General features: G+C 37.9%; 15 protein-coding genes. 11 read left to right on the forward strand and 4 right to left on the reverse strand.

The genetic code is table 11. The annotated features are described in order from the left end of the window. The first annotated feature begins 537 nt into the window (after positions 1-537). The 10 genes from ACFO7M_RS12615 to ACFO7M_RS12660 all read left to right on the forward strand — a co-directional run bounded on the left by ACFO7M_RS12615 (position 538) and on the right by ACFO7M_RS12660 (position 15,128). Positions 538-1,260 carry a DUF4412 domain-containing protein gene (locus ACFO7M_RS12615; RefSeq protein ID WP_379735975.1) on the forward strand — a complete coding sequence of 241 codons (723 nt, stop codon included), beginning with the start codon at positions 538-540 and terminating at the stop codon, positions 1,258-1,260. Positions 1,261-1,308: 48 nt separating this feature from the next. Continuing rightward, positions 1,309-1,875, forward strand: a complete 567-nt coding sequence (locus tag ACFO7M_RS12620) for a DUF3109 family protein (protein WP_379716830.1) — start codon at positions 1,309-1,311, stop codon at positions 1,873-1,875. 255 nt (positions 1,876-2,130) lie between these two features. After that, positions 2,131-3,108 (forward strand): ribonucleotide-diphosphate reductase subunit beta, encoded by a 978-nt coding sequence (locus ACFO7M_RS12625; RefSeq protein WP_379716833.1) that lies wholly within the window; start codon positions 2,131-2,133, stop codon positions 3,106-3,108. A gap of 268 nt (positions 3,109-3,376) precedes the next feature. Continuing rightward, positions 3,377-5,800 carry a ribonucleoside-diphosphate reductase subunit alpha gene (locus tag ACFO7M_RS12630; protein ID WP_379716836.1) on the forward strand — a complete coding sequence of 808 codons (2,424 nt, stop codon included), beginning with the start codon at positions 3,377-3,379 and terminating at the stop codon, positions 5,798-5,800. Positions 5,801-5,882: 82 nt separating this feature from the next. Next, positions 5,883-6,392 (forward strand): RDD family protein, encoded by a 510-nt coding sequence (locus ACFO7M_RS12635; RefSeq protein ID WP_379735977.1) that lies wholly within the window; start codon positions 5,883-5,885, stop codon positions 6,390-6,392. An 88-nt stretch (positions 6,393-6,480) separates the two neighbouring features. Continuing rightward, on the forward strand, positions 6,481-6,705 hold the full coding sequence (locus tag ACFO7M_RS12640) for a hypothetical protein (RefSeq protein ID WP_379716842.1): 225 nt from the start codon (positions 6,481-6,483) through the stop codon (positions 6,703-6,705). Next, positions 6,705-7,160, forward strand: a complete 456-nt coding sequence (locus tag ACFO7M_RS12645; protein ID WP_379735979.1) for a GNAT family N-acetyltransferase — start codon at positions 6,705-6,707, stop codon at positions 7,158-7,160. Before ACFO7M_RS12640 ends, ACFO7M_RS12645 begins: the two co-directional genes overlap by 1 nt. Positions 7,161-7,202: 42 nt before the next feature. Then, positions 7,203-8,543, forward strand: a complete 1,341-nt coding sequence (locus ACFO7M_RS12650; protein ID WP_379719001.1) for a deoxyguanosinetriphosphate triphosphohydrolase — start codon at positions 7,203-7,205, stop codon at positions 8,541-8,543. Between the two features lie 261 nt (positions 8,544-8,804). Continuing rightward, positions 8,805-12,152 carry a PA domain-containing protein gene (locus ACFO7M_RS12655; protein WP_379716848.1) on the forward strand — a complete coding sequence of 1,116 codons (3,348 nt, stop codon included), beginning with the start codon at positions 8,805-8,807 and terminating at the stop codon, positions 12,150-12,152. A 135-nt stretch (positions 12,153-12,287) separates the two neighbouring features. After that, the gene (locus ACFO7M_RS12660; protein WP_379735981.1) at positions 12,288-15,128 is read left to right on the forward strand and encodes a T9SS type A sorting domain-containing protein; all 2,841 of its coding nucleotides are present in this window, start codon (positions 12,288-12,290) and stop codon (positions 15,126-15,128) included. A gap of 46 nt (positions 15,129-15,174) precedes the next feature. On the opposite strand, the gene ACFO7M_RS12665 is transcribed toward ACFO7M_RS12660, so the two are convergent. Then, complete coding sequence (locus tag ACFO7M_RS12665; protein WP_379716854.1) at positions 15,175-16,947, reverse strand: 1-deoxy-D-xylulose-5-phosphate synthase; 1,773 nt, start codon at positions 16,945-16,947, stop codon at positions 15,175-15,177. 25 nt (positions 16,948-16,972) lie between these two features. Beyond that, positions 16,973-17,530 carry a hypothetical protein gene (locus ACFO7M_RS12670; RefSeq protein WP_379735982.1) on the reverse strand — a complete coding sequence of 186 codons (558 nt, stop codon included), beginning with the start codon at positions 17,528-17,530 and terminating at the stop codon, positions 16,973-16,975. Positions 17,531-17,647: 117 nt separating this feature from the next. On the opposite strand from ACFO7M_RS12670, the gene ACFO7M_RS12675 reads away from it, so the two are divergent. Then, positions 17,648-18,091 carry a nucleoside deaminase gene (locus ACFO7M_RS12675; RefSeq protein WP_379716860.1) on the forward strand — a complete coding sequence of 148 codons (444 nt, stop codon included), beginning with the start codon at positions 17,648-17,650 and terminating at the stop codon, positions 18,089-18,091. 169 nt (positions 18,092-18,260) lie between these two features. On the opposite strand, the gene ACFO7M_RS12680 is transcribed toward ACFO7M_RS12675, so the two are convergent. After that, positions 18,261-18,458: a cold-shock protein gene (locus ACFO7M_RS12680; protein ID WP_379716863.1), complete on the reverse strand. Its 198-nt coding sequence runs from the start codon at positions 18,456-18,458 to the stop codon at positions 18,261-18,263. A gap of 140 nt (positions 18,459-18,598) precedes the next feature. Continuing rightward, on the reverse strand, positions 18,599-20,350 hold the full coding sequence (aspS, locus tag ACFO7M_RS12685; protein WP_379716866.1) for an aspartate--tRNA ligase: 1,752 nt from the start codon (positions 20,348-20,350) through the stop codon (positions 18,599-18,601). Positions 20,351-20,978 lie beyond the last annotated feature (628 nt).

The raw sequence follows: 20,978 nt of genomic DNA on the forward strand, positions 1-20,978 counted from the left end.
TCCTACAAAGGTATTTTAAATCGGTTCCATTTCAAAACAAAGTATTTTTATTCTTAATTTTACTTATTTAGAAGCACTTAGCACTTAGCACTTAGCACTTAGCACTTAGTATTTAGTCCTTAGTCCTTGGTATTGGTACTTAGTGTTTAGTATTCAGTGAATAGTAGATTTTACATTTAAAATAAAGCTTCAACAATAAAAAATATTGGCACAACAATAGTTACTAATCATTCTGCAATAGATGATCGAGGCTATGCAAGAGGTAGTATTCATTCTGCAATAGATGAACGAGGCTATGCAAGCGGCACTATTCGTTCTGCAATAGATGAAGGAGGCTATGCAAGAGGTAGTATTCGTTCTGCAATAGATGATCGAGGCTATGCAAGAGATAGTATTCGTTCTGCAATAGATGAACGAGGCTATGCAAGAGGTAGTATTCATTCTGCAATAGACGAAGGAGGCTATGCAAGAGATAACAAGGACTCAACAACAAATCATATTAAGTCAACATTAAACAATTAAAACAAAAAACAAACTATGAAAAAAACAAGATTGCTTATCGTTTTACTAATTACCTTATCCTTTGGTCACAACCTATCGGCGCAAGCACCAACCGAAGCACAAAAAAAAGCGATGATGGATGCGATGAAAATGGGACGAAACAAAGTAGATCCATCTACCCTACCCGACAAGTATGCCTTTAGCTGGAAGTACAATATGCACATGACATCCCAATCCGGAAAAACGATCGATTTTCAGTATTACCTACAACCCAATGCAACGTATTATGGTGCAAAGATGAATCAGTCCGGCAACGACATGTTGATGATAATGGATACCAAATCCAAAACCACCATTACCGGTTTCAATAAAAAAGGAAAGAAAATAGCGATGGTTTCCAAAATTGCAGATTACAATAACGCAAAACCCAAGGCAGAAAAATACACCTATAAAAAATTACCCAACAAAGTTATTTTAGGATACAACTGCAAAGGAGTTCAAGCTACAAGTGCCAATACCAACATGATTATGTATTATACGAACGAAGCCAAAGTTAGTTTTTCGGAGTTGTTCAAATCACAACAATCCCAAGGCATCCCTAATGTATTCAATGACATTTTCAAACCCGGTGAAAAACCACTGTTAATGTCTATGGATTACACCGATTTAAAAGACAAAAAAAGAAGTATGAAAATGCAATGCACGGCCTTAAGCAAAGAGTCCTTTACATTTAACAAATCAGAATACCAATTCATGTAAGGTTATGTAATTAATCTTTGTACTTTTGCCGCTCAAAATTAGACCATCATGTTTCAGTTAGGCAAGACCATCGTATCAGAAGATATTTTAGAAAAAGAGTTCGTTTGCAACCTTACAGCCTGCAAAGGAGCCTGCTGTGTTGATGGTGATTCTGGAGCACCCTTGCTACAAGAAGAGACTGCAATTTTAGAAAAGATCTACCCGATAGTAAAACCTTTTTTACGTAAAGAAGGCATTGCAGCTATTGAAGCGCAAGGCACTTGGGTAACCGATAAAGACAATGAAATAGGCACACCACTTATTGACGATAAGGACTGTGCCTATGTCATTTTTGATGGTGCTACGGCACTTTGTGGTATAGAACAAGCCTACAATCAAGGATTAATTGACTGGAAAAAACCAGTCTCTTGTCATTTATATCCAATTCGAGTTAAAGAATTCAGCAGTTTTCAGGCGGTAAATTATGACCGTTGGGACATTTGTTCACCAGCTTGTGCCTTAGGTAAAGAATTAGAAGTTCCTGTTTACAAATTCGTAAAAGAAGCTTTAGTAAGACGATTCGGAATAGAATGGTACGAAGAACTTGAAAAAGTAGCGGAAGAATTGAAAAAATAAACTTTTTTTCAAGTTGGGAGCCGCCGTTCTTAACTCCTTATTTTACAACTGTTCATTAAAAATTCAATTTTTATTTGTTTGATTTTCAATTGATTAGAATTAATCAACTGTCAAGCCCTTATTTTGCTGGGTTGTTAAAAACTCAAGGCAATTGTGAATAACTATGTCTTTCATTTTTGGTTTCAAATTCAAATCTTTGTAGACCCAATCAAGACACAAAATCATTTTTTTTAAATCACTAATTTTCAAATAGCTATGGCTACTATGGAACCCATTTTACAAGAAAACAAAGATCGATTTGTTATTTTTCCTATCAAACACCACGACATTTGGGAGTGGTACAAGAAAATGGAGGCCAGTTTTTGGACTGCTGAAGAAATTGATTTACATCAAGATTTATCCGATTGGAACAACAAATTATCGGATGACGAGAAATACTTCATCAAACATATTTTAGCTTTTTTCGCTGCTTCAGATGGTATTGTGAACGAGAATTTAGCGGAAAACTTTGTGAACGAAGTACAATATGCTGAGGCAAAATTCTTTTATGGATTTCAGATCATGATGGAGAACATTCATAGCGAAACGTATTCGTTATTGATTGACACTTATGTAAAAGACGAAGCTGAAAAAGCGGAATTGTTCAATGCATTGGAAATTTTCCCAGCTATCCGCAAAAAAGGAGAATGGGCATTAAAATGGATTGAATCGGATTCGTTTGCAGAACGTCTGATCGCTTTTGCAGCAGTAGAAGGAATTTTCTTTTCGGGAGCATTCTGTTCGATTTACTGGTTGAAGAAAAGAGGTTTAATGCCAGGATTGACTTTCTCGAACGAGTTAATTTCTCGTGATGAAGGAGTACATTGTGATTTTGCGGTGCACTTACACAACCATCACTTGGTAAATAAAGTACCAAAAGCAAGAATTAGAGAAATTATCGTAGATGCTTTGAACATTGAGCGCGAATTCATTACTGAATCTTTACCAGTAAGTTTGATTGGAATGAATGCGACTTTAATGACCCAATATTTAGAATTTGTTGCCGACAGATTATTAGTAGAATTAGGATGCGAAAGAGAGTACAACTCTTCTAACCCATTCGACTTCATGGATATGATTTCGCTACAGGGGAAAACGAATTTCTTTGAAAAACGTGTAGCGGAATACCAAAAGGCAGGTGTAATGAACAATGACACCGATGCCAACAAAATTAGTTTCGACGCCGATTTTTAAGTCACAGCCAAGAAAATAGTCATTCAACGATTACCCTTCCGGGTTACCTTGAAGCCCTAGCCCTTATAGAGCCGGCATCCTTTTTAAAGAGCGCAGCGCGATTAAAAAGATACAGGTCTCGTCTTCAGGACGAGATAGGATAAAGCTCCAACTAAATTCGGAACACAATAAAAGCGCGTTTAAAAAGTCGGGAGACTTGCGTTACGTTAAATCAAATAAATAACCAGAAAGTAAAGAAGGGATTGTTTACTTTCACAAAACTAAAACTATGTACGTAGTAAAAAGAGACGGCCATAAAGAGCCAGTGATGTTCGACAAAATCACAGACAGAATTAAAAAATTATGCTATGGATTGAATGACATGGTGGACGCTGTAAAAGTAGCCATGCGTGTTATTGAAGGATTGTACGACGGAGTAACCACTTCGGAATTAGACAATTTAGCTGCAGAAACAGCGGCTTCGATGACGGTATCTCACCCAGATTATGCACAATTAGCGGCTCGTATTGCAATTTCTAACTTACACAAGAACACCAACAAGTCGTTCTCAGAAACGATGAATGAAATGTTCCATTATGTAAACCCTAGAACCAATCAAGAGGCACCTCTTTTATCGGAAGAAGTACACAAAGTAATCATGGACAATGCGGAGTTTTTAAACTCACACATTATTTACAACCGTGATTTCAACTACGACTATTTTGGATTCAAAACTTTAGAGCGTTCGTACCTATTGAAAATCAATGGTAAGATTGTAGAACGCCCTCAACATATGTTAATGCGTGTTTCTGTAGGTATTCACCTTAATGATTTGGATGCAGTGATTGAAACGTACGACTTAATGTCGAAGAAATTCTTCACACACGCTACGCCAACATTATTCAACGCAGGAACGCCAAAACCACAAATGTCTTCTTGCTTCTTGTTAGCAATGCAAGACGACAGTATTGATGGAATTTATGATACGTTAAAACAAACAGCTAAAATCTCGCAATCAGCGGGAGGAATTGGTTTATCTATCCACAACGTACGTGCAACGGGATCGTACATCCGTGGTACAAACGGAACCTCAAACGGTATCGTACCGATGCTACGTGTTTACAATGACACTGCACGTTACGTAGATCAAGGTGGAGGAAAAAGAAAAGGAAGTTTTGCTGTTTACATTGAGACATGGCATGCTGACATCTTTGATTTCTTAGATCTTAAGAAGAATACAGGTAAAGAAGAAATGCGTGCGCGTGATTTGTTTTATGCAATGTGGACTTCGGATTTATTCATGAAACGTGTACAGGAAGATGCCCAATGGACATTAATGTGTCCAAACGAATGTCCGGGATTATACGATGTATACGGAGATGAATTTGAAGCTATGTACACTGCTTATGAAGCACAAGGCAAAGGAAGAAAAACCATCAAAGCACGTGAATTATGGGAGAAAATCTTAGAATCACAAATTGAGACCGGTACACCTTATATGTTGTATAAGGATGCGGCTAACCGTAAATCCAACCAAAAGAACTTAGGAACCATTCGTTCTTCGAACTTGTGTACCGAAATTATGGAGTATACTTCTGCAGATGAAATTGCAGTTTGTAACTTGGCTTCGATTTCGTTACCGATGTTTGTAGAAAACGGAAAATTCAACCATGAATTATTATTCTCGGTTACCAAACGTGTAACGAGAAACTTAAATAAAGTAATTGACAGAAATTACTATCCTGTAAAAGAAGCTGAAAACTCTAATATGCGTCACCGTCCGGTAGGATTGGGAGTACAGGGATTAGCTGATGCTTTCATTTTATTGAGAATGCCTTTTACCAGTGATGAAGCAAAACAATTGAACCAGGAAATCTTCGAAACCATGTACTTTGCTGCGGTAACCGCTTCCATGGAAATGGCGAAAGAAGAAGGTCCGTATTCTACCTTTGCTGGATCACCAATTTCGCAAGGAGAATTCCAATACAACCTTTGGGGATTACAAGATTCTGATTTATCAGGAAGATGGGATTGGGCTTCTTTACGTAAAGAAGTAATGGAACATGGGGTACGTAACTCCTTATTAATGGCACCAATGCCAACGGCTTCGACTTCACAAATCTTAGGAAACAACGAAGCATTTGAACCATACACTTCCAACATTTATACGCGTCGTGTACTTTCAGGAGAGTTTATCGTAGTAAACAAGCACTTATTAGAAGACTTGGTAAAACGCGGATTGTGGAACGAAGAATTGAAACAACAAATCATGCGTCATAATGGTTCGGTTCAAAACATTGATGCCATTCCGCAAGATTTGAAAGAACTATACAAAACCGTTTGGGAAATGTCTATGAAAGACATCATCGATATGTCACGTCAGCGTGGTTATTTCATTGACCAATCACAATCGTTGAACTTGTTCATGGAAGGCGCTACGTATGCGAAACTGACCTCGATGCATTTCTACGCTTGGCAATCGGGTTTAAAAACAGGAATGTACTATTTGAGAACCAAAGCTGCAGTTGACGCGATTAAATTTACGTTGAATAACGATAAAAAAGCAGAACCTGTAGAAGTAAAAGAAGAAACACAAGCTGTAACCATTGAAGTTGTGGAAGAACCGGCTTCTATGAGTGTTGAAGAATACAGAGCAATGATCGAATTGGCTAAAAATGCTGGTCCGGAAGATTGCGAAATGTGTGGATCTTAATATTTACATTATTAAAATTTATGAAACAGCTGTCTTAGGATAGCTGTTTTTTATATATTTAACGCCCTAATTCAATTTAACCATGAACAGAACATTTGAAGTTACCGATGATTTATTAGCTAGTCACGGACAACGTTTAGCCAATTTTATTTTAGATTACATTATCAGAATCATTCTTGCATTAATAATAGGCTCGGTATTTGGTATATTTTGCGTCTTAATCGACAAACCCGAATTGCTAGAACCACTTGCAAACATGGGCAAACTAATGGAATACGTAGTGGGATTAGTCATCTTAATTTTTTATTACGGCTTGACCGGAATACTATTCAAAAGAAGTATTGCAAAATTCATCACTAAAACCATAGTTGTTTTTGAAGACGGTTCTATACCTGACAATGCAACTTTCTTCAAAAGAGCTTTTTGCCGAATAATTCCTTTTGAAGCTTTCTCTTTTTTCGGAACTCCCTCCAGAGGTTGGCACGATAGCATTACAGACACTTACGTTGTAAGGAAAGAAGATTTTGAAAAAGCAATGGAATCGTTTTACGCTATAGACCAAATAGGTTCTGATATTGAAAATCAGGAATAATACCGTAGCAACCAACAAATAAGGATTAGTCTTCATAACTTTGCAGGTTGAAACTAGTTTGAATTACTATTATATTACACCTCATACAATGTCAAAAGATAAAAAAGGAATCTATACAGGAATCATCGAAAAGGACGAACACGGGAACTATTTCTGTGGTGAATACTTATTGGATTACCAATATACTGAGAAGAATTTTAAATTGGGTGACCGCATCAACATCAAAACGGTGATTGAAAATCCGAGTGATAAAAGCTATAATTTGTATCCTAAAAAATCACGTGTGTTTTTTCTGGCAAACGATAAAGACTAATGGATTTACTTCGCACCAATTCAGACAATCCTGATTTCAAAAAGTTATCAGCACTTTTTGATGAATATCTTGTAGATATCGATGGTGAAGAGAGAGATTTTTTTGCCTTCTACAACAATATTCAATTGGATCATGTTTTAGTTGTTTATGACAATGAAATAGCAGTGGGTTGTGGTGCTTTCAAAAAATTTGACGACACCACAGCTGAAATCAAGCGCATGTTTGTGCATCCGGATCACAGAGGCAAAGGTATTGCCCGTTTCATTTTAAGCGAGTTGGAAAACTGGGCAACTGAAACCGGCTACCCTAACTTCATTCTTGAAACTTCCCCTAAACTCGAAAGTGCCATTGCATTGTATGAAAAAACCGGCTATCATCTTATCCCGAATTACGGACAATATATTGGTGTGGAAAACAGCATCTGCATGAAGAAAGAAAGCCAAAATCCAACATAAAACAATTACAAAATCTGCATTCTAAAAAATTAAAAACCAATGATGAACTGGGAACAACTTTTATCTTTAAAACGCCAAGGCGACACCAGTAAACGATTACGCAAAGAACAAGACGACACCCGTTTGGGATTTGAAGTTGATTACGATCGTATTATTTTTTCTGCCGCTTTTAGAAGTCTACAGGATAAAACACAAGTTATTCCACTATCCAAAACGGATTTCGTTCATACCCGACTTACCCATAGTTTAGAAGTATCGGTAGTAGGACGCTCATTGGGACGACTTGTTGGTAAAAAAATATTAGAAAAATACCCTTATCTTCAAGAAGTTCATGGTTATCACATGAATGATTTTGGAGCGATTGTAGCCGCCGCCGCACTGGCCCACGACATTGGAAATCCACCGTTTGGTCATTCAGGAGAGAAAGCCATAGGCGAATATTTTTCTATTGGAAAAGGACAACAGTATAAAAGTCAGTTAACTGATAAAGAATGGCAAGATTTAATTGATTTTGAAGGCAATGCCAATGGGTTTTCGGTTGTAACCGGCTCACGTCCCGGTGTAGAAGGCGGATTGCGACTAACCTACGCCACTTTGGGAGCGTTCATGAAGTATCCAAAAGAAAGCCTTCCGAAAAAACCCACACAAAACATAGCTGATAAAAAGTATGGCTTTTTCCAACAAGACAAAAGCTTTTTCAAAGAAGTGGCCCATGAATTAGGTTTGATTCCTAATAAATCGGATGATAACATCGGTTATGAAAGACATCCACTAGCCTATCTGGTAGAAGCGGCCGATGACATTTGTTATACCATAATTGACTTTGAAGACGGTATCAATTTAGGGTTGGTTTCCGAGGATTTTGCTCTGGAATATTTGATCAACTTGGTTAAAGACTCAATTGACTCCTCTAAATACAATGCATTGACTACTAAAGAAGATCGCATTAGTTATTTACGTGCATTAGCAATTGGAAGCCTAATCAATGATGCAGTAAAAGTGTTTATCGAAAATGAGGAAGCGATCTTACAAGGGAAATTTCCTTTCGCATTGACTGAAAAAAGCAGGTACAATGCACAAATGAATGACATTATCAAGTTGAGTGTTAAAAACATTTATCAGAGCCGAGAAGTCATTGAAAAAGAAATCAACGGTTATCAAATTATCAACAACCTGTTGGACAAATTCATCACGGCCTACAATAACAAACACGAAGGAAAAGCCACTAATTTTGATTATTTACTTTTGAAAATTCTTCCTGAGAAGCAAAACATCGAAAAAGAAACACTCTATGAACGTTTGCTTCACATCTGTCATTTTGTTTCTATGCTCACTGATGGCAATGCATTAAAATTTAACAAAATAATTTCAAATGCCTTATAAAGGTAGAGCCAAAAAATAAAAAAGCAATCTGTATTTTAACAATAACGGAATGTATGTAATATAGAAAGACCATTTTTTAATGGTCTTTTTTGTTTTAAGAAAAAGTTATAATAACAATGAATCTATTGTAAGAATATTTTTACTACTTTTGATTTTAACAAAGGTTTTTTAACAAAAAAAAAGATAATTTCATAAAAATTGAAAACTAACTTTAAAAAAACCATATATTAGCGCGCAATACCAATTTTCAACAACTATATTATGAAAAGAAATCTACTTTTGTCACTTAGCTGTGCATTAGCGGTTTTTACATCCGGTTATTCACAATCGGTTGCTAAAACAGACGGCAACAGCAACACTACAACAGAAGAAGTGAATTCTTCTAAGCCTAAAAAGCAAAAAGTCGATAAAGCTACTAAAAAGCTACGCAAACTACATGCATTGCATATCAAAAAAAACCCTTTCCAAAAAACGTTAGCAATGACAAAATCGGAAAGAAAAGATGCTTGTTTACCACCCAACAAATATTACGAACAAGAATGGGTGCTATCGATGAACCCTTCACTGGGTAAACCTACACCTGAAAATTTATCTACAATTAGAGAAAATTTAGCACAAGAAAGACAAAACGCAATGGCTAATGGTCGTATTCCAGGTGACGGAACTGACAACAACTGGGTGGAAAGAGGACCTAACAATGTGGGCGGAAGAACCAGAGCCATTATTTTTGATCCAACAGACGCTACTTTCAATACAGTTATAGCAGGTGGAGTTAGTGGTGGTTTGTGGAAAAACACCAATATTAGTAGTGCTGCATCAACTTGGACAAGAATTACTACATTACCTGAACATTTGAATGTTCAAACTATAGCGGTTGACCCTAACAATTCCAGCACTTGGTATGTAGGAACAGGTGAATCTTATGTTGGTGGTGATGTAAACGGTAATGGTATTTGGAAAACAACTAATGCCGGAACATCTTGGACACGTGTTTTTGGTGGAGGTACTGTAGCAACTACACAAAGTGCTGTATATAATTTACAAATCACATCACCTTCAAACGCTGGTGTAATAAGAGGATATGTAACAACAGTTGCCACTACTTTTGGTGCGCCAATCAATTCAACTATTAACGCGCAAATTCAATTGGTAAATGATGGAGCCGCTCCTACAGATGACGCGTGTTCAGCATTACCTGCTGGTTCTTTAACTGGTAAATTTGCCTTAATTCGAAGAGGAACTTGTTCATTTGAATCCAAAGCTTCAATGGCTCAAGATGCCGGAGCTATAGGAGTAATCATTATGAACAATGTTGCAGGAGCTGGTCCTGTAGGGATGGCTCAAGACGATTTATTTGACGCAACAATTCCTACCATGATGATTTCCAAAGAAGACGGAGATCTTTTGGTAGCAAATCTTACTAGTCTTACTGGTTCTTTTGTACCAACTCAACCGGGAGATTTTACAGGAAATGTTGTCTCTGGTGTACAAAACATTAATGACATTGCCATCAAAAACAACGGTGGTACATCTGAAATTTATGTTGCATTAGGTGACGGTGTTTATGCAGATGCTAGAAACAACAGTTTATTTAGCCCAACTACTTATGGCTTGTATAAATCAGTAAATGGAGGTACTTCTTGGTCTTTATTAACTCTTCCGTTATCACCTAGCAACAATAAAACATGCCCTAACGACATCGAAATTGCTATAGATGGAAAAATATGGGTTTCATCAACTGACAGTTCTACTTTTGATGACGGCGGAGGCAAAGTATTTTGTTCTGCAGACAATGGTGCTTCATTTCAATTAAAACATACAGTTGTAGGAAATGGTGGCGGAGCCAGAGTAGAAATTGAAACATCAGGAACTAACGCGAACAAACTTTATGTTTTATCACAATTAAAGCAAGCAGATGGGACTAATCCAACTACTGAAGTTCAACTACTAAGAACAACTGATGCTTTCGCAACAGCACCTACTGTTACGGCTTTACCAGCTGGAAATGAAACAAGAGAAATTACTTATGGCTTCACTGGACAACAAGCTTTCTATAATTTAATGATAGAGTCTGACCCAACAAATGATCAAATTATTTTCGTTGGTGGTATTGATTTATACAGATCAAATAATGGAGGAACTGCATGGACAACTATATCGAATTGGACTGTAGATGTACATTCAGATCAACATGCTATGACTTTCAAACCAGGAAATTCAAATATAGCAGTATTCGGTAATGATGGTGGTGTTTATTATGCAGGAAGTTTATCAACTGCTGATGCTGCATCAAGTACTGATATCACTGCTCGTAATAACAATTACAACACAACTCAATTCGTAGGAATGGCTGTAATGCCGAATGGCGTTACTGGTGTAACAGGAGACTATTTTGTAGCCGGAGCACAGGATAATGGTTCCAATTATTTCCCACAAACTAGAAGTGCGTCTGTGGGTGCAACTGCAGGTGTAAACTCAAGTTATGAAATCCAAGGAGGAGATGGAGGAAAACCATTATTTGCTCAAGATTCTGACAAATACTACATCACCAATTATGTGTATAATGATAACATGAATTACAGAACATTGACTAACACTTCAAGAACTTTAAGTGATGGAACTTCAAATTTTGGATTGTTTTATCCTGCGATGACATTGGATTCAGCAAATGACATTGTGTATTCAGATTACACTGGTGGAGCCTCAACAACAACTTACCAAGTTAGAAGATATACCAATATCAAAAGTGGATCAGTTGGTAGAACTAACTTAACGAATGCCTTATTGACATCTTATCCTACCGCACTAGCTGTAGGTAAAGTTACCCCTTCTACGCTTTATGTAGGTGTAATGAATGGAAAATTATTACGTGTAGTTAATGCCGCTACTACTGCTGGTACTTGGACAGATATAACAGGTTCTGGTTTTGTGGGAAGTATTTCTGATATCGAATTCGGCGCTAATGACAGTCAAATTTTCGTAACAATGCATAACTATGGTGTAAACAATATTTGGTATACACCTAATGCTGGTGTTAACTGGTACAATATCGAAGGAAACTTACCTGATTTACCTGTAAAAGCAATTTTACAAAATCCGTTAAATTCTGCAGAACTTATGATCGGAACTGAACTAGGAGTTTGGCATACAAAACAGTTCAACCCAACTGCTACAGCTAATCAATCATTGGTATGGGTGTCATCATTCAACGGAATGAGCAATGTAAAAGTTACAGACTTAGACTTACAAGCAAATTCACCAACATCACCATCTGCTTATAATGTTTATGCAGCAACTTATGGAAGAGGTGTGTTTTCAGGACCATTAACTGCTGTTTCGTTATCAAATGACGAATTTGAAATGGTTGGAAAATCATTCAATGTATACCCAACAATAAGCAACGGAAGCGTAACCCTTACTTCAAACAAATACTTTGGTCAAACCCAATTAGAATTATTTGATTTGACAGGTAAAAAGGTTTACACAGACAAAATCAATGTTGGAACTGTTGAACAAAAAATAAATTTCGGAAATTTAGGATCTGGAAATTATATTTTAAAATTAACAGGAGAAGGATTCATTGGTACTAAAAAATTGATTATCGAATAAGTAGATACAAGACAAAGAAAAAAGAACCCCGCAATTAATTGCGGGGTTCTTTTTTATAAAAATAAAATGAAACTATAATTTTTGTAATCCATTAATACGGTTTACTTTTGCAGCCAATACAAATTAAAACCCAAAATGAGAACCAAGTTATTATTCTTACTTCCCATTTTTTTCCTTTACACTCTATCTTACTCACAGAGTACCGAAAGCAAAAAGGATGAAAATGCAGGAAAAGTATTAAGTAATCGTCAAGCTAAAAAGCTACGAAAAAAACATGCTAAATTTTTAGCACAAAGTCCATTTAAAGAGACTTTAAAATTATCAAAAAAAGATCGCAAAGCAGCATCAATTCCACCTAATAAATTTTACGAACGTCAATGGGAATTAACCATTGATCCAACGACAGGTAAACCAGAACCAGCAAATATCTTTGAAACCCAATCTAGGTTAAAAGAAGAAAGAGTCGCTATGAGGACACCTGGCGACGCTTCTAACAACGCTTGGATCGAAAGAGGACCTACCAATGTTGGAGGAAGAACAAGAGCTTTACTTTTTGATCCAAATGATGCTACTAAACGAAGAGTATTTGCAGGTGCTGCCAGTGGTGGACTTTGGGTAAATAACGATATAACTTCAGCTACTGCATGGACAAGAGTGACTGGCGTACCTGGAAATTTAAATGTTTCATGTATTACTGCAGACCCTAACAACTCTAATATTTTATATTTAGGAACCGGAGAATTGTACACAAGCGGTGATTGTGTTGGTAATGGTGTTTACAAAAGTACTGATGGTGGAACAACATGGGTAAATGTACCAGTGGCTTACACAGGAAGTACTTTTAACTATTCAGCAACAATATCTTTTGTAGCTGGCATCAATTACATTACAGATATCATTGCAAGAAACAATGGAGGTACAACTGAAGTGTATATTGGAGTAGGTTCATCAGTTTATAGCTCTGCAGTGAATCCTACAAATTACAATGGTGTTGAGCAAGCAGGAATTTACAAAACCACAAATGGAGGAGCTACTTGGACACGTTTTACGGATACAGTATTAGAAAGTAATACTTCAGGAGGAAAAACCTACTATGTTACTCCAAATGATTTTGAATTAGACATCAATAACAACTTATGGCTTGCCTGTACACGAAATGCATTTGGAAATGGTGGTGGAAGAATTTACAGAACAACGAATGGAACGAGCTGGACACTAGTAACAACCATTGCTAACGCAAGAAGAACGGAAATAGAACCGTCTTCTACTAATGCGAATAAATTTTACGTTCTTTATCAAACAACAGCATCTGGAAATCCCCCGGCTATTGGAGTAACTACTGATGCTTTTGCAACAACTCCTACCGCAATAACACAACCTGATGATGCGGATATTAATATTCCCCCGACTGACTTTACACGAGGACAAGCTAGTTATGACTTAGTAATTGAATGTGACCCAACCAATGACAACATTGTCTATATTGGCGGTATTGATTTATTTCGATCTATTAATGGTGGTGCAAACTGGTCACAAATTTCTAAATGGTCTAACAACAACAATTTATCTACTTTAAATTGTTCTAACGTACACGCTGATCAACATGTAATGGTCTTTAGACCAACGAACAATAACCAAGCAATTTTTGGTAATGACGGCGGTGTATATTATGCATCCAGTTTATCCTCAGCAGCTAATACAAATGTAATACCTGCAAGAGTTACCAACTACAACGTTACTCAATTTTACAGCGTTGGTGTTTCTCCAACAACAAACGGACTTGCCAACGACCATTTTTTAGCAGGTGCCCAAGATAACGGCACTCAGTATTTCAATGGTGTAACCAATGCATCTCCATCGTCAACAACTCGAATTCAAGGAGGTGACGGAGCGTATAGTTTCTTTAGTCAGGATCCATCAGATCCTTACAGAATTTCGAATTATGTTTACAACTCAAGTATCAACCTTTATGATTATTTATCGGATACTACGTTTACTATCAATGATGAAGATTCTAGCAATGGTGACTTTATTTGCCCAATGGCTTTGGATTCCAATTTAGACTTATTGTATGCGGATTACACTACTGGAGGTACTTTCCGAATCATGAAGTACAGCGATATTAAAACCATATCAGTTACACAAACCCTATTGACAAATGCTTTACTTACCAGTCAGCCAACAACGCTAAGAGTCTCAAAATATACTACAAACAGTACCACTCTATTAGTTGGAACAGATAGAAGTACAGTTTTATTAATTACTAATGCGGATACAGCTACACCAACATGGACAAACATTAGTGGACCTGGATTTGTAGGAAGTGTTTCTGATGTTGAGTTTGGACAGAATGAAAATCAGATATTCGTTACATTCCACAACTACGGTGTTACGAGTGTATGGTACTCTATGGATAGAGGAGTTACATGGGCAAGTATTGAAGGTAACCTTCCTAACATTCCTGTGAAATGTATTTTACACAACCCTTTAAATACCTCAGAGATTATTATTGGAACTGATTTAGGTGTATGGTATACCAACACATTTAATCCTGCATTGAATACAACTCAGAATTTAGTTTGGAGCCAATCTTACAACGGAATGAGCGATGTTAAAGTATTGGATTTACAATTACGTAATGACAATACGGTATTTGCTGCGACTTATGGAAGAGGAGTGTTTTCAGGAGCCTTTACTGGTAATTCACTATCTACAGATGACGTTGAAATTGTAGGAAGCACATTTACAGTATATCCAACTATAAATGATGGTAATGTAACTATCGCTTCAAGTAAATACTTCGGAAAAACATTATTGGAGTTATTTGACCTTAACGGTAAAAAAGTATATTCCAATTCCATTCTTATTGATAATACGGAACAGAGATTGAACTTTGGTAGTTTGGCTACAGGCAATTATATCTTGAAATTATCCGGAAATGGATTTGAAGGAACTAAAAGAATTATAATTCAGTAATTCATTCTTACTAGATAAAAAAACTCCGCCAATCGGCGGAGTTTTTTTATACTATACTATTAAAATAGTGCATCAAACTTTGACTATCAATACCTGATATTTTATGCAATTGAGACACAGTACCTTGTTCGATAAATTCATCGGGAGCACCTAGTTTCTTGATTGGGATGGCATAGTTATTCTCCAAATAAAAGGACGACACCAAGCAACCGAAGCCACCATTTACCGTTCCTTCTTCCACAGTTACAATGTATTTGTATTTTTTACCGATAGTATGCAGCAATGCAATATCCAACGGTTTCACAAAAGGAAAATGATAGTGCGAAAATTGAGATGGGTTCTCCACATTATTTAAAGCGTTGATTACATTATTACCGATAGTACCCGTTGATAAAACAGCCACCTCATCTCCTTCTTTCAAACAATATCCCTTTCCTATCGCAATTTCTTCCATAGACAGTTGCCAGTTTTCAAGGAAGCCGCGCCCTCTAGGATAACGTATTGCTATAGGAAGTTCCAATCCTAATTGGGCGGTATACATTATGTTTCGCAATTCCAATTCATTCAGTGGGGCGAAAATTATCATGTTAGGGATGCAGCTCAAATACGCCAAGTCAAACAATCCGTGATGTGTAGCGCCATCTTCCCCAACAAATCCTGCCCTGTCGAGACAGAAGACTACTGGTAACTTCTGCAGTGCTACATCATGAATTACCTGATCGTAGGCGCGCTGTAAAAAAGTAGAATACACATTACAGAACACCGTCATTCCCTGTGTTGCCATTCCGGCAGCCAGAGTTACGGCGTGTTGTTCGGCGATACCCACATCTATGGCTCTTTCGGGAAAAGCTTCCATCATGAACTTCATGGAAGAACCAGAAGGCATTGCTGGAGTAACCCCAATAATCTTATCGTTTTGTTTTGCCAATTCTACTAGTGTATGTCCGAAGACATCCTGAAACTTAGGAGGCAGGCCTTCTTCTTCTTTAGGGTATATCTTACCGGTTTCCGGGTCAAACTTACCGGGAGCGTGGTATTTCACCTGATTCTCTTCCGCCAGTTGGAGTCCTTTCCCTTTGGTAGTGATGATATGTAGGAACTTTGGTCCTTTGATAGTTTTCAGTCGGTTAAGTTCTGCGATTAAAGCCTCTAAATCATGGCCGTCAATTGGACCGGTATAATTAAAGTTTAACGCTTTGAAAATATTATTCTCTTCGTGGAGTTCTCCTTCCTTGAAGGACGTCAGGTATTCTTTTAAAGCACCAACACTAGGATCAATACCGATAGCGTTATCGTTTAAAATAATCAGCATATTGGCATTGGTTACACCGGCATGATTCAATGCTTCGAAAGCCATTCCTGAGGCGATAGAAGCATCACCGATAACGGCTATATGTTGTTTTTCTTTCTCCCCTTTCAAATTAGAAGCCAATGCCATTCCCAATACTGCAGAAATGGATGTAGACGAATGCCCAACTCCAAAAGTATCATATTCACTCTCTGAACGTTTAGGGAAGCCTGAAATACCGTCCAAATCCCTGTTGGTATGAAATACATCCCTCCTACCGGTGAGAATCTTATGCCCATACGCCTGGTGCCCGACATCCCAGACCAGTTGATCAATGGGTGTATTGAACACATAATGCAGTGCTATAGTCAGTTCGATTACACCGAGACTAGCACCTAGATGTCCTTCCTTTTGAGAAATCACATCAATGATAAAGTCACGTAGCTCCTGAGCTAATACAGGCAGTTGCGATTGTTCTACTTGTTTTAAATCAGAGGGAGAATTTATGGAATGTAATAATTTGCCTTTCATTGAAAGCAAATTTAGTTCTTTTAAATTAATTATCCTGCTTTAAAGTACCGGCAGAAGTGGTGTCAATTTCTGGTGTTAATGGCTCAGCGACAACTATACCCACTACCCCACTGCGGAAACCATGTCCATTTTCCGGAGCCGGTTTAACGAACTTTACTTCATCTATTTTAGCTTTGGGAGGCTCAGGAAGCACCTTGCCTTTTACAGATGAATCAGGAGCAACTTCACCAACTTCATAGGCTTGTTCACCAGTATCCTTTTGAACAGAAATACTGTCCTCTATAACAGAAACCTCCCCTAAGGTTTGATTATTGAAGTTTTTACAACTGAACAACGTAGTACCCATTGTAACAAAGAGTGCCAGTAAAAAAGCTTTGTGAAAACTTCTTTTTTGGTACAATACCGATTGCGGCACGGTAAGTTTAAACTCGGGACTTAACTGTTCATTCGTGAAGCGACCACAAATTCTAGATCCTTTGTTCTCCGATAAATATTCCTGTACCTGAGAATAATCCAGGCTGGTAAAATCCACAACAGTTTTGGAGCAGGCGGCGCAGAAGCGTCCTTTCTGGTCGGGAGTCATTGCATTCCAGTCTTCGTGGCAGGGTTTGGGTACGGAGAATTTGATGGTGTCTTTCATAGTGTGGTCAATTGGTTTAAAAGTAAGCAATAATTGTTCCAATATTGTACATTTGCTGTTATGGAAAACATTTTTACGGACGAGTATTTCATGAAGAAAGCCTTGCAGGAGGCTGAAGCGGCATTTGAGCGTGGAGAAATCCCTGTGGGAGCGGTAATTGTGGTAGATAACCGAGTAATTGCCCGCAGTCATAATTTAACCGAAGTGCTGAATGATGTGACGGCCCATGCTGAGATGCAGGCGATAACGGCATCGGCGAACTTTTTGGGAGGAAAATACCTGAAAGGCTGTACGTTGTATGTTACCCTAGAACCTTGTCAGATGTGTGCCGGTGCTTTGTACTGGAGTCAGATAAGCAAAATTGTGTATGGTGCTGCCGATGATCACAGAGGCTACCGTGCTATGGGAGGCAAATTGCATCCCAAGACCGAGGTGGTGACCGGAGTCATGGAAAACGAGTGTTCGGCATTGATGAAAGACTTCTTTAAAAAGAGAAGGCCCTAGCCCTGATGGGAACGGCATCCTTTTTTTGCTTTGCTAAATGGCAAAAAAGATAGAGTGTACAGCAGGAAAAGCTTCTAAAAATCAAAACTAAAGTAGCTAATAATAAAAAACCGCTCCTTTTGGGAGCGGTGTAACCTTCATTCTGGTAATCTAAAAATACTATATATATTTAGCCAACTACTACTACGTTAGTAGCTACTTTACCTTTTCTACCGTCTTCTTCTGTGTAAGAAACTTTGTCACCTTCTTTTAATTCTTTACCGTTTGTACCAGTAACGTGAACGAAGATGTCTGAACCTGTTTCATCATCAGTGATGAATCCAAAACCTTTAGACTCAACGAAAAATTTAACTTTGCCTGTGCGCATTTTTTGAAAAAAATAAATTAATAATAAATCAAAGATATACTTTTTATTGAGACAAAAAAGTTTTCTTTATTTTTTTTCAAGCACTGTTGTAATTTTTTAACTCTCAGTAAAACAAAAAAGTGGGCCGAAGCCCACTCTATCTATTGTACGTTTAGCTTGATAGCCAATTCATCTAATTGTTTGTTATCAATTACCGAAGGTGCATCGATCATAACGTCGCGTCCGGAGTTGTTTTTAGGGAATGCGATGAAGTCGCGGATCGTTTCCTGACCACCTAAGATAGCCACCAAACGGTCTAACCCGAATGCCAAACCTCCGTGTGGTGGTGCTCCGAATTGGAAGGCATTCATTAGGAATCCGAATTGGTTTTCGGCTTCTTCTTGAGAGAACCCTAACAATTCGAACATTCTAGCTTGTAAATCTTTATCGTGGATACGGATGGAACCTCCACCGATTTCGTTACCGTTTAATACCATATCGTAGGCATTGGCTCTGATATTTCCTGGATCAGTTGTGATCAAATGCAAGTCTTCCGGTTTAGGAGAAGTGAACGGGTGGTGCATTGCGTGATAGCGTCCGCTTTCTTCGTCGAACTCCAACAGTGGGAAATCGACTACCCATAGCGGTGCGAATTCGTCTGGTTTTCTCAATCCTAAACGCGTAGCTACTTCCATACGTAACGCACTTAATTGCGTTCTGGTTTTGTGCGCAGGCCCTGACAATACGAAGATAATATCTCCTTGTTTTGCTCCGGTTACTTCCGCCCATTTCTTTAGATCCTCTTGATCGTAGAATTTATCGACAGACGATTTCAAACTACCATCTGCTTCCAATTTACAGTACACCATTCCGGACGCACCCACTTGAGGGCGTTTTACCCAGTCAATTAAAGCATCTATTTCTTTACGGGTGTATGCAGCACCGCCTGGAACAGCGATACCCACAACCAATTCGGCTGAATTGAATACACCGAAATCTTTATGTTGCGCTACGGCGTTCAACTCACCGAACTCCATACCAAAGCGGATATCCGGTTTATCGTTACCATAGGTTTTCATGGCATGATCGTACGTCATTCTTGGGAATTTATCGACTTCGATTCCTTTGATTTCTTTTAATAAGTGACGTGTTAAACTTTCGAAAACATTCAAAATATCTTCTTGTTCTACGAAAGCCATTTCACAGTCGATTTGAGTGAATTCCGGCTGGCGGTCGGCACGCAAATCTTCATCACGGAAACACTTCACGATTTGGAAGTATTTGTCCATTCCACCCACCATCAATAACTGTTTGAAGGTTTGTGGCGATTGTGGCAAAGCATAAAACTGTCCCGGATTCATACGAGAAGGCACGACGAAATCGCGTGCTCCTTCCGGAGTGGATTTGATCAAATAAGGTGTTTCCACTTCACAGAAGCCTTGATTTGAAAGGAAGTTACGTACCTCCATAGCCACTTTATGACGGAACAATAAACTGTTCTTTACTGGATTTCTACGGATATCCAAGTAACGGTATTTCATACGGATATCTTCCCCACCGTCGGTTTCATCTTCGATAGTGAATGGTGGTGTGATTGCCGAATTGAGCACTACAAGTTCAGACACCAATATTTCGATGTCACCGGTAGGCATATTCGGGTTTTTGGATTCACGTTCGATCACGGTTCCCTTCACTTGGATTACGAATTCACGACCAAGTGTTTTAGCCAATTCGAAAACGGCTTTATCGGTACGATTTTCATCAAAAATCAATTGAGTGATACCGTAACGGTCGCGTAGATCGACCCATACCATAAATCCTTTATCACGTGATTTTTGTACCCAACCGGCAAGGGTAACTTCTGTATTGATATGTGAAGCGGTTAATTCTCCACAGTTATGACTTCTGTACATTTTTGTAAAATTTGAATGCAAATTTAAGGTTTTGTTTGGAATTATGAATTATAAGTTATGAGTTATGAGTACGTTTTGACGGAAAGATTGAAAGAGGTTGAGAAACTGAGCCATTGAAGGATTACTTATTAACCGCTGTCAGGGTTAGGAACCGCTGTCAGGGTTCGCACCAAATTCCAAAATCAAGAAGTCTAAAAATCCAATTGTCTAATGATCCAATACTACTTTGATACTACTTTGATACTACTTTGATACTACTTTGATACTACTTTGATACTACTTTGATACTACTTTGATACTACTTTGATACTACTTTGATACTACTTTAACTGAAGAAAATTCCAAATTCCAAATTCCAAATTCCAAGCTCAAAATTCCAAGCTCAAAATTCCAAAAAATGTTAAAAATGTTTTTTGGGAACTGTTTTTCCCGCGCAGGCGGGAATCCATTAAACGTTACTGTTGATTATTTGTGGTTCAAAGTTGGGGTTTTGAGATTGTTGGAACACATCCTGTTGGTGATTAACCCAGTCAGGGTTTGAAACCGCTGACAGGGTTGATTGTTAAGAGATAAAATTAGTTGTATTTAGGAACTACTTCTTAACTTCGCTGCGTTTGAGTGTAAATCG

It is taken from the genome of Flavobacterium sp. GCM10023249 (genome assembly GCF_042653365.1).
GTDB lineage: Bacteria > Bacteroidota > Bacteroidia > Flavobacteriales > Flavobacteriaceae > Flavobacterium.

What these genes read in the sequence shown, in the direction of transcription:
- ACFO7M_RS12650 (WP_379719001.1), top strand. Translation starts at nt 7,203, where the DNA reads ATGAACTGGGAACAACTTTTATCTTTAAAACGCCAAGGCGACACCAGT.
- ACFO7M_RS12670 (WP_379735982.1), bottom strand. Translation starts at nt 17,530, where the DNA reads ATGACTCCCGACCAGAAAGGACGCTTCTGCGCCGCCTGCTCCAAAACT.
- ACFO7M_RS12660 (WP_379735981.1), top strand. Translation starts at nt 12,288, where the DNA reads ATGAGAACCAAGTTATTATTCTTACTTCCCATTTTTTTCCTTTACACT.
- ACFO7M_RS12620 (WP_379716830.1), top strand. Translation starts at nt 1,309, where the DNA reads ATGTTTCAGTTAGGCAAGACCATCGTATCAGAAGATATTTTAGAAAAA.
- ACFO7M_RS12665 (WP_379716854.1), bottom strand. Translation starts at nt 16,947, where the DNA reads ATGAAAGGCAAATTATTACATTCCATAAATTCTCCCTCTGATTTAAAA.
- ACFO7M_RS12655 (WP_379716848.1), top strand. Translation starts at nt 8,805, where the DNA reads ATGAAAAGAAATCTACTTTTGTCACTTAGCTGTGCATTAGCGGTTTTT.
- aspS (WP_379716866.1), bottom strand. Translation starts at nt 20,350, where the DNA reads ATGTACAGAAGTCATAACTGTGGAGAATTAACCGCTTCACATATCAAT.
- ACFO7M_RS12640 (WP_379716842.1), top strand. Translation starts at nt 6,481, where the DNA reads ATGTCAAAAGATAAAAAAGGAATCTATACAGGAATCATCGAAAAGGAC.
- ACFO7M_RS12675 (WP_379716860.1), top strand. Translation starts at nt 17,648, where the DNA reads ATGGAAAACATTTTTACGGACGAGTATTTCATGAAGAAAGCCTTGCAG.
- ACFO7M_RS12630 (WP_379716836.1), top strand. Translation starts at nt 3,377, where the DNA reads ATGTACGTAGTAAAAAGAGACGGCCATAAAGAGCCAGTGATGTTCGAC.
- ACFO7M_RS12615 (WP_379735975.1), top strand. Translation starts at nt 538, where the DNA reads ATGAAAAAAACAAGATTGCTTATCGTTTTACTAATTACCTTATCCTTT.
- ACFO7M_RS12625 (WP_379716833.1), top strand. Translation starts at nt 2,131, where the DNA reads ATGGCTACTATGGAACCCATTTTACAAGAAAACAAAGATCGATTTGTT.
- ACFO7M_RS12645 (WP_379735979.1), top strand. Translation starts at nt 6,705, where the DNA reads ATGGATTTACTTCGCACCAATTCAGACAATCCTGATTTCAAAAAGTTA.
- ACFO7M_RS12680 (WP_379716863.1), bottom strand. Translation starts at nt 18,458, where the DNA reads ATGCGCACAGGCAAAGTTAAATTTTTCGTTGAGTCTAAAGGTTTTGGA.
- ACFO7M_RS12635 (WP_379735977.1), top strand. Translation starts at nt 5,883, where the DNA reads ATGAACAGAACATTTGAAGTTACCGATGATTTATTAGCTAGTCACGGA.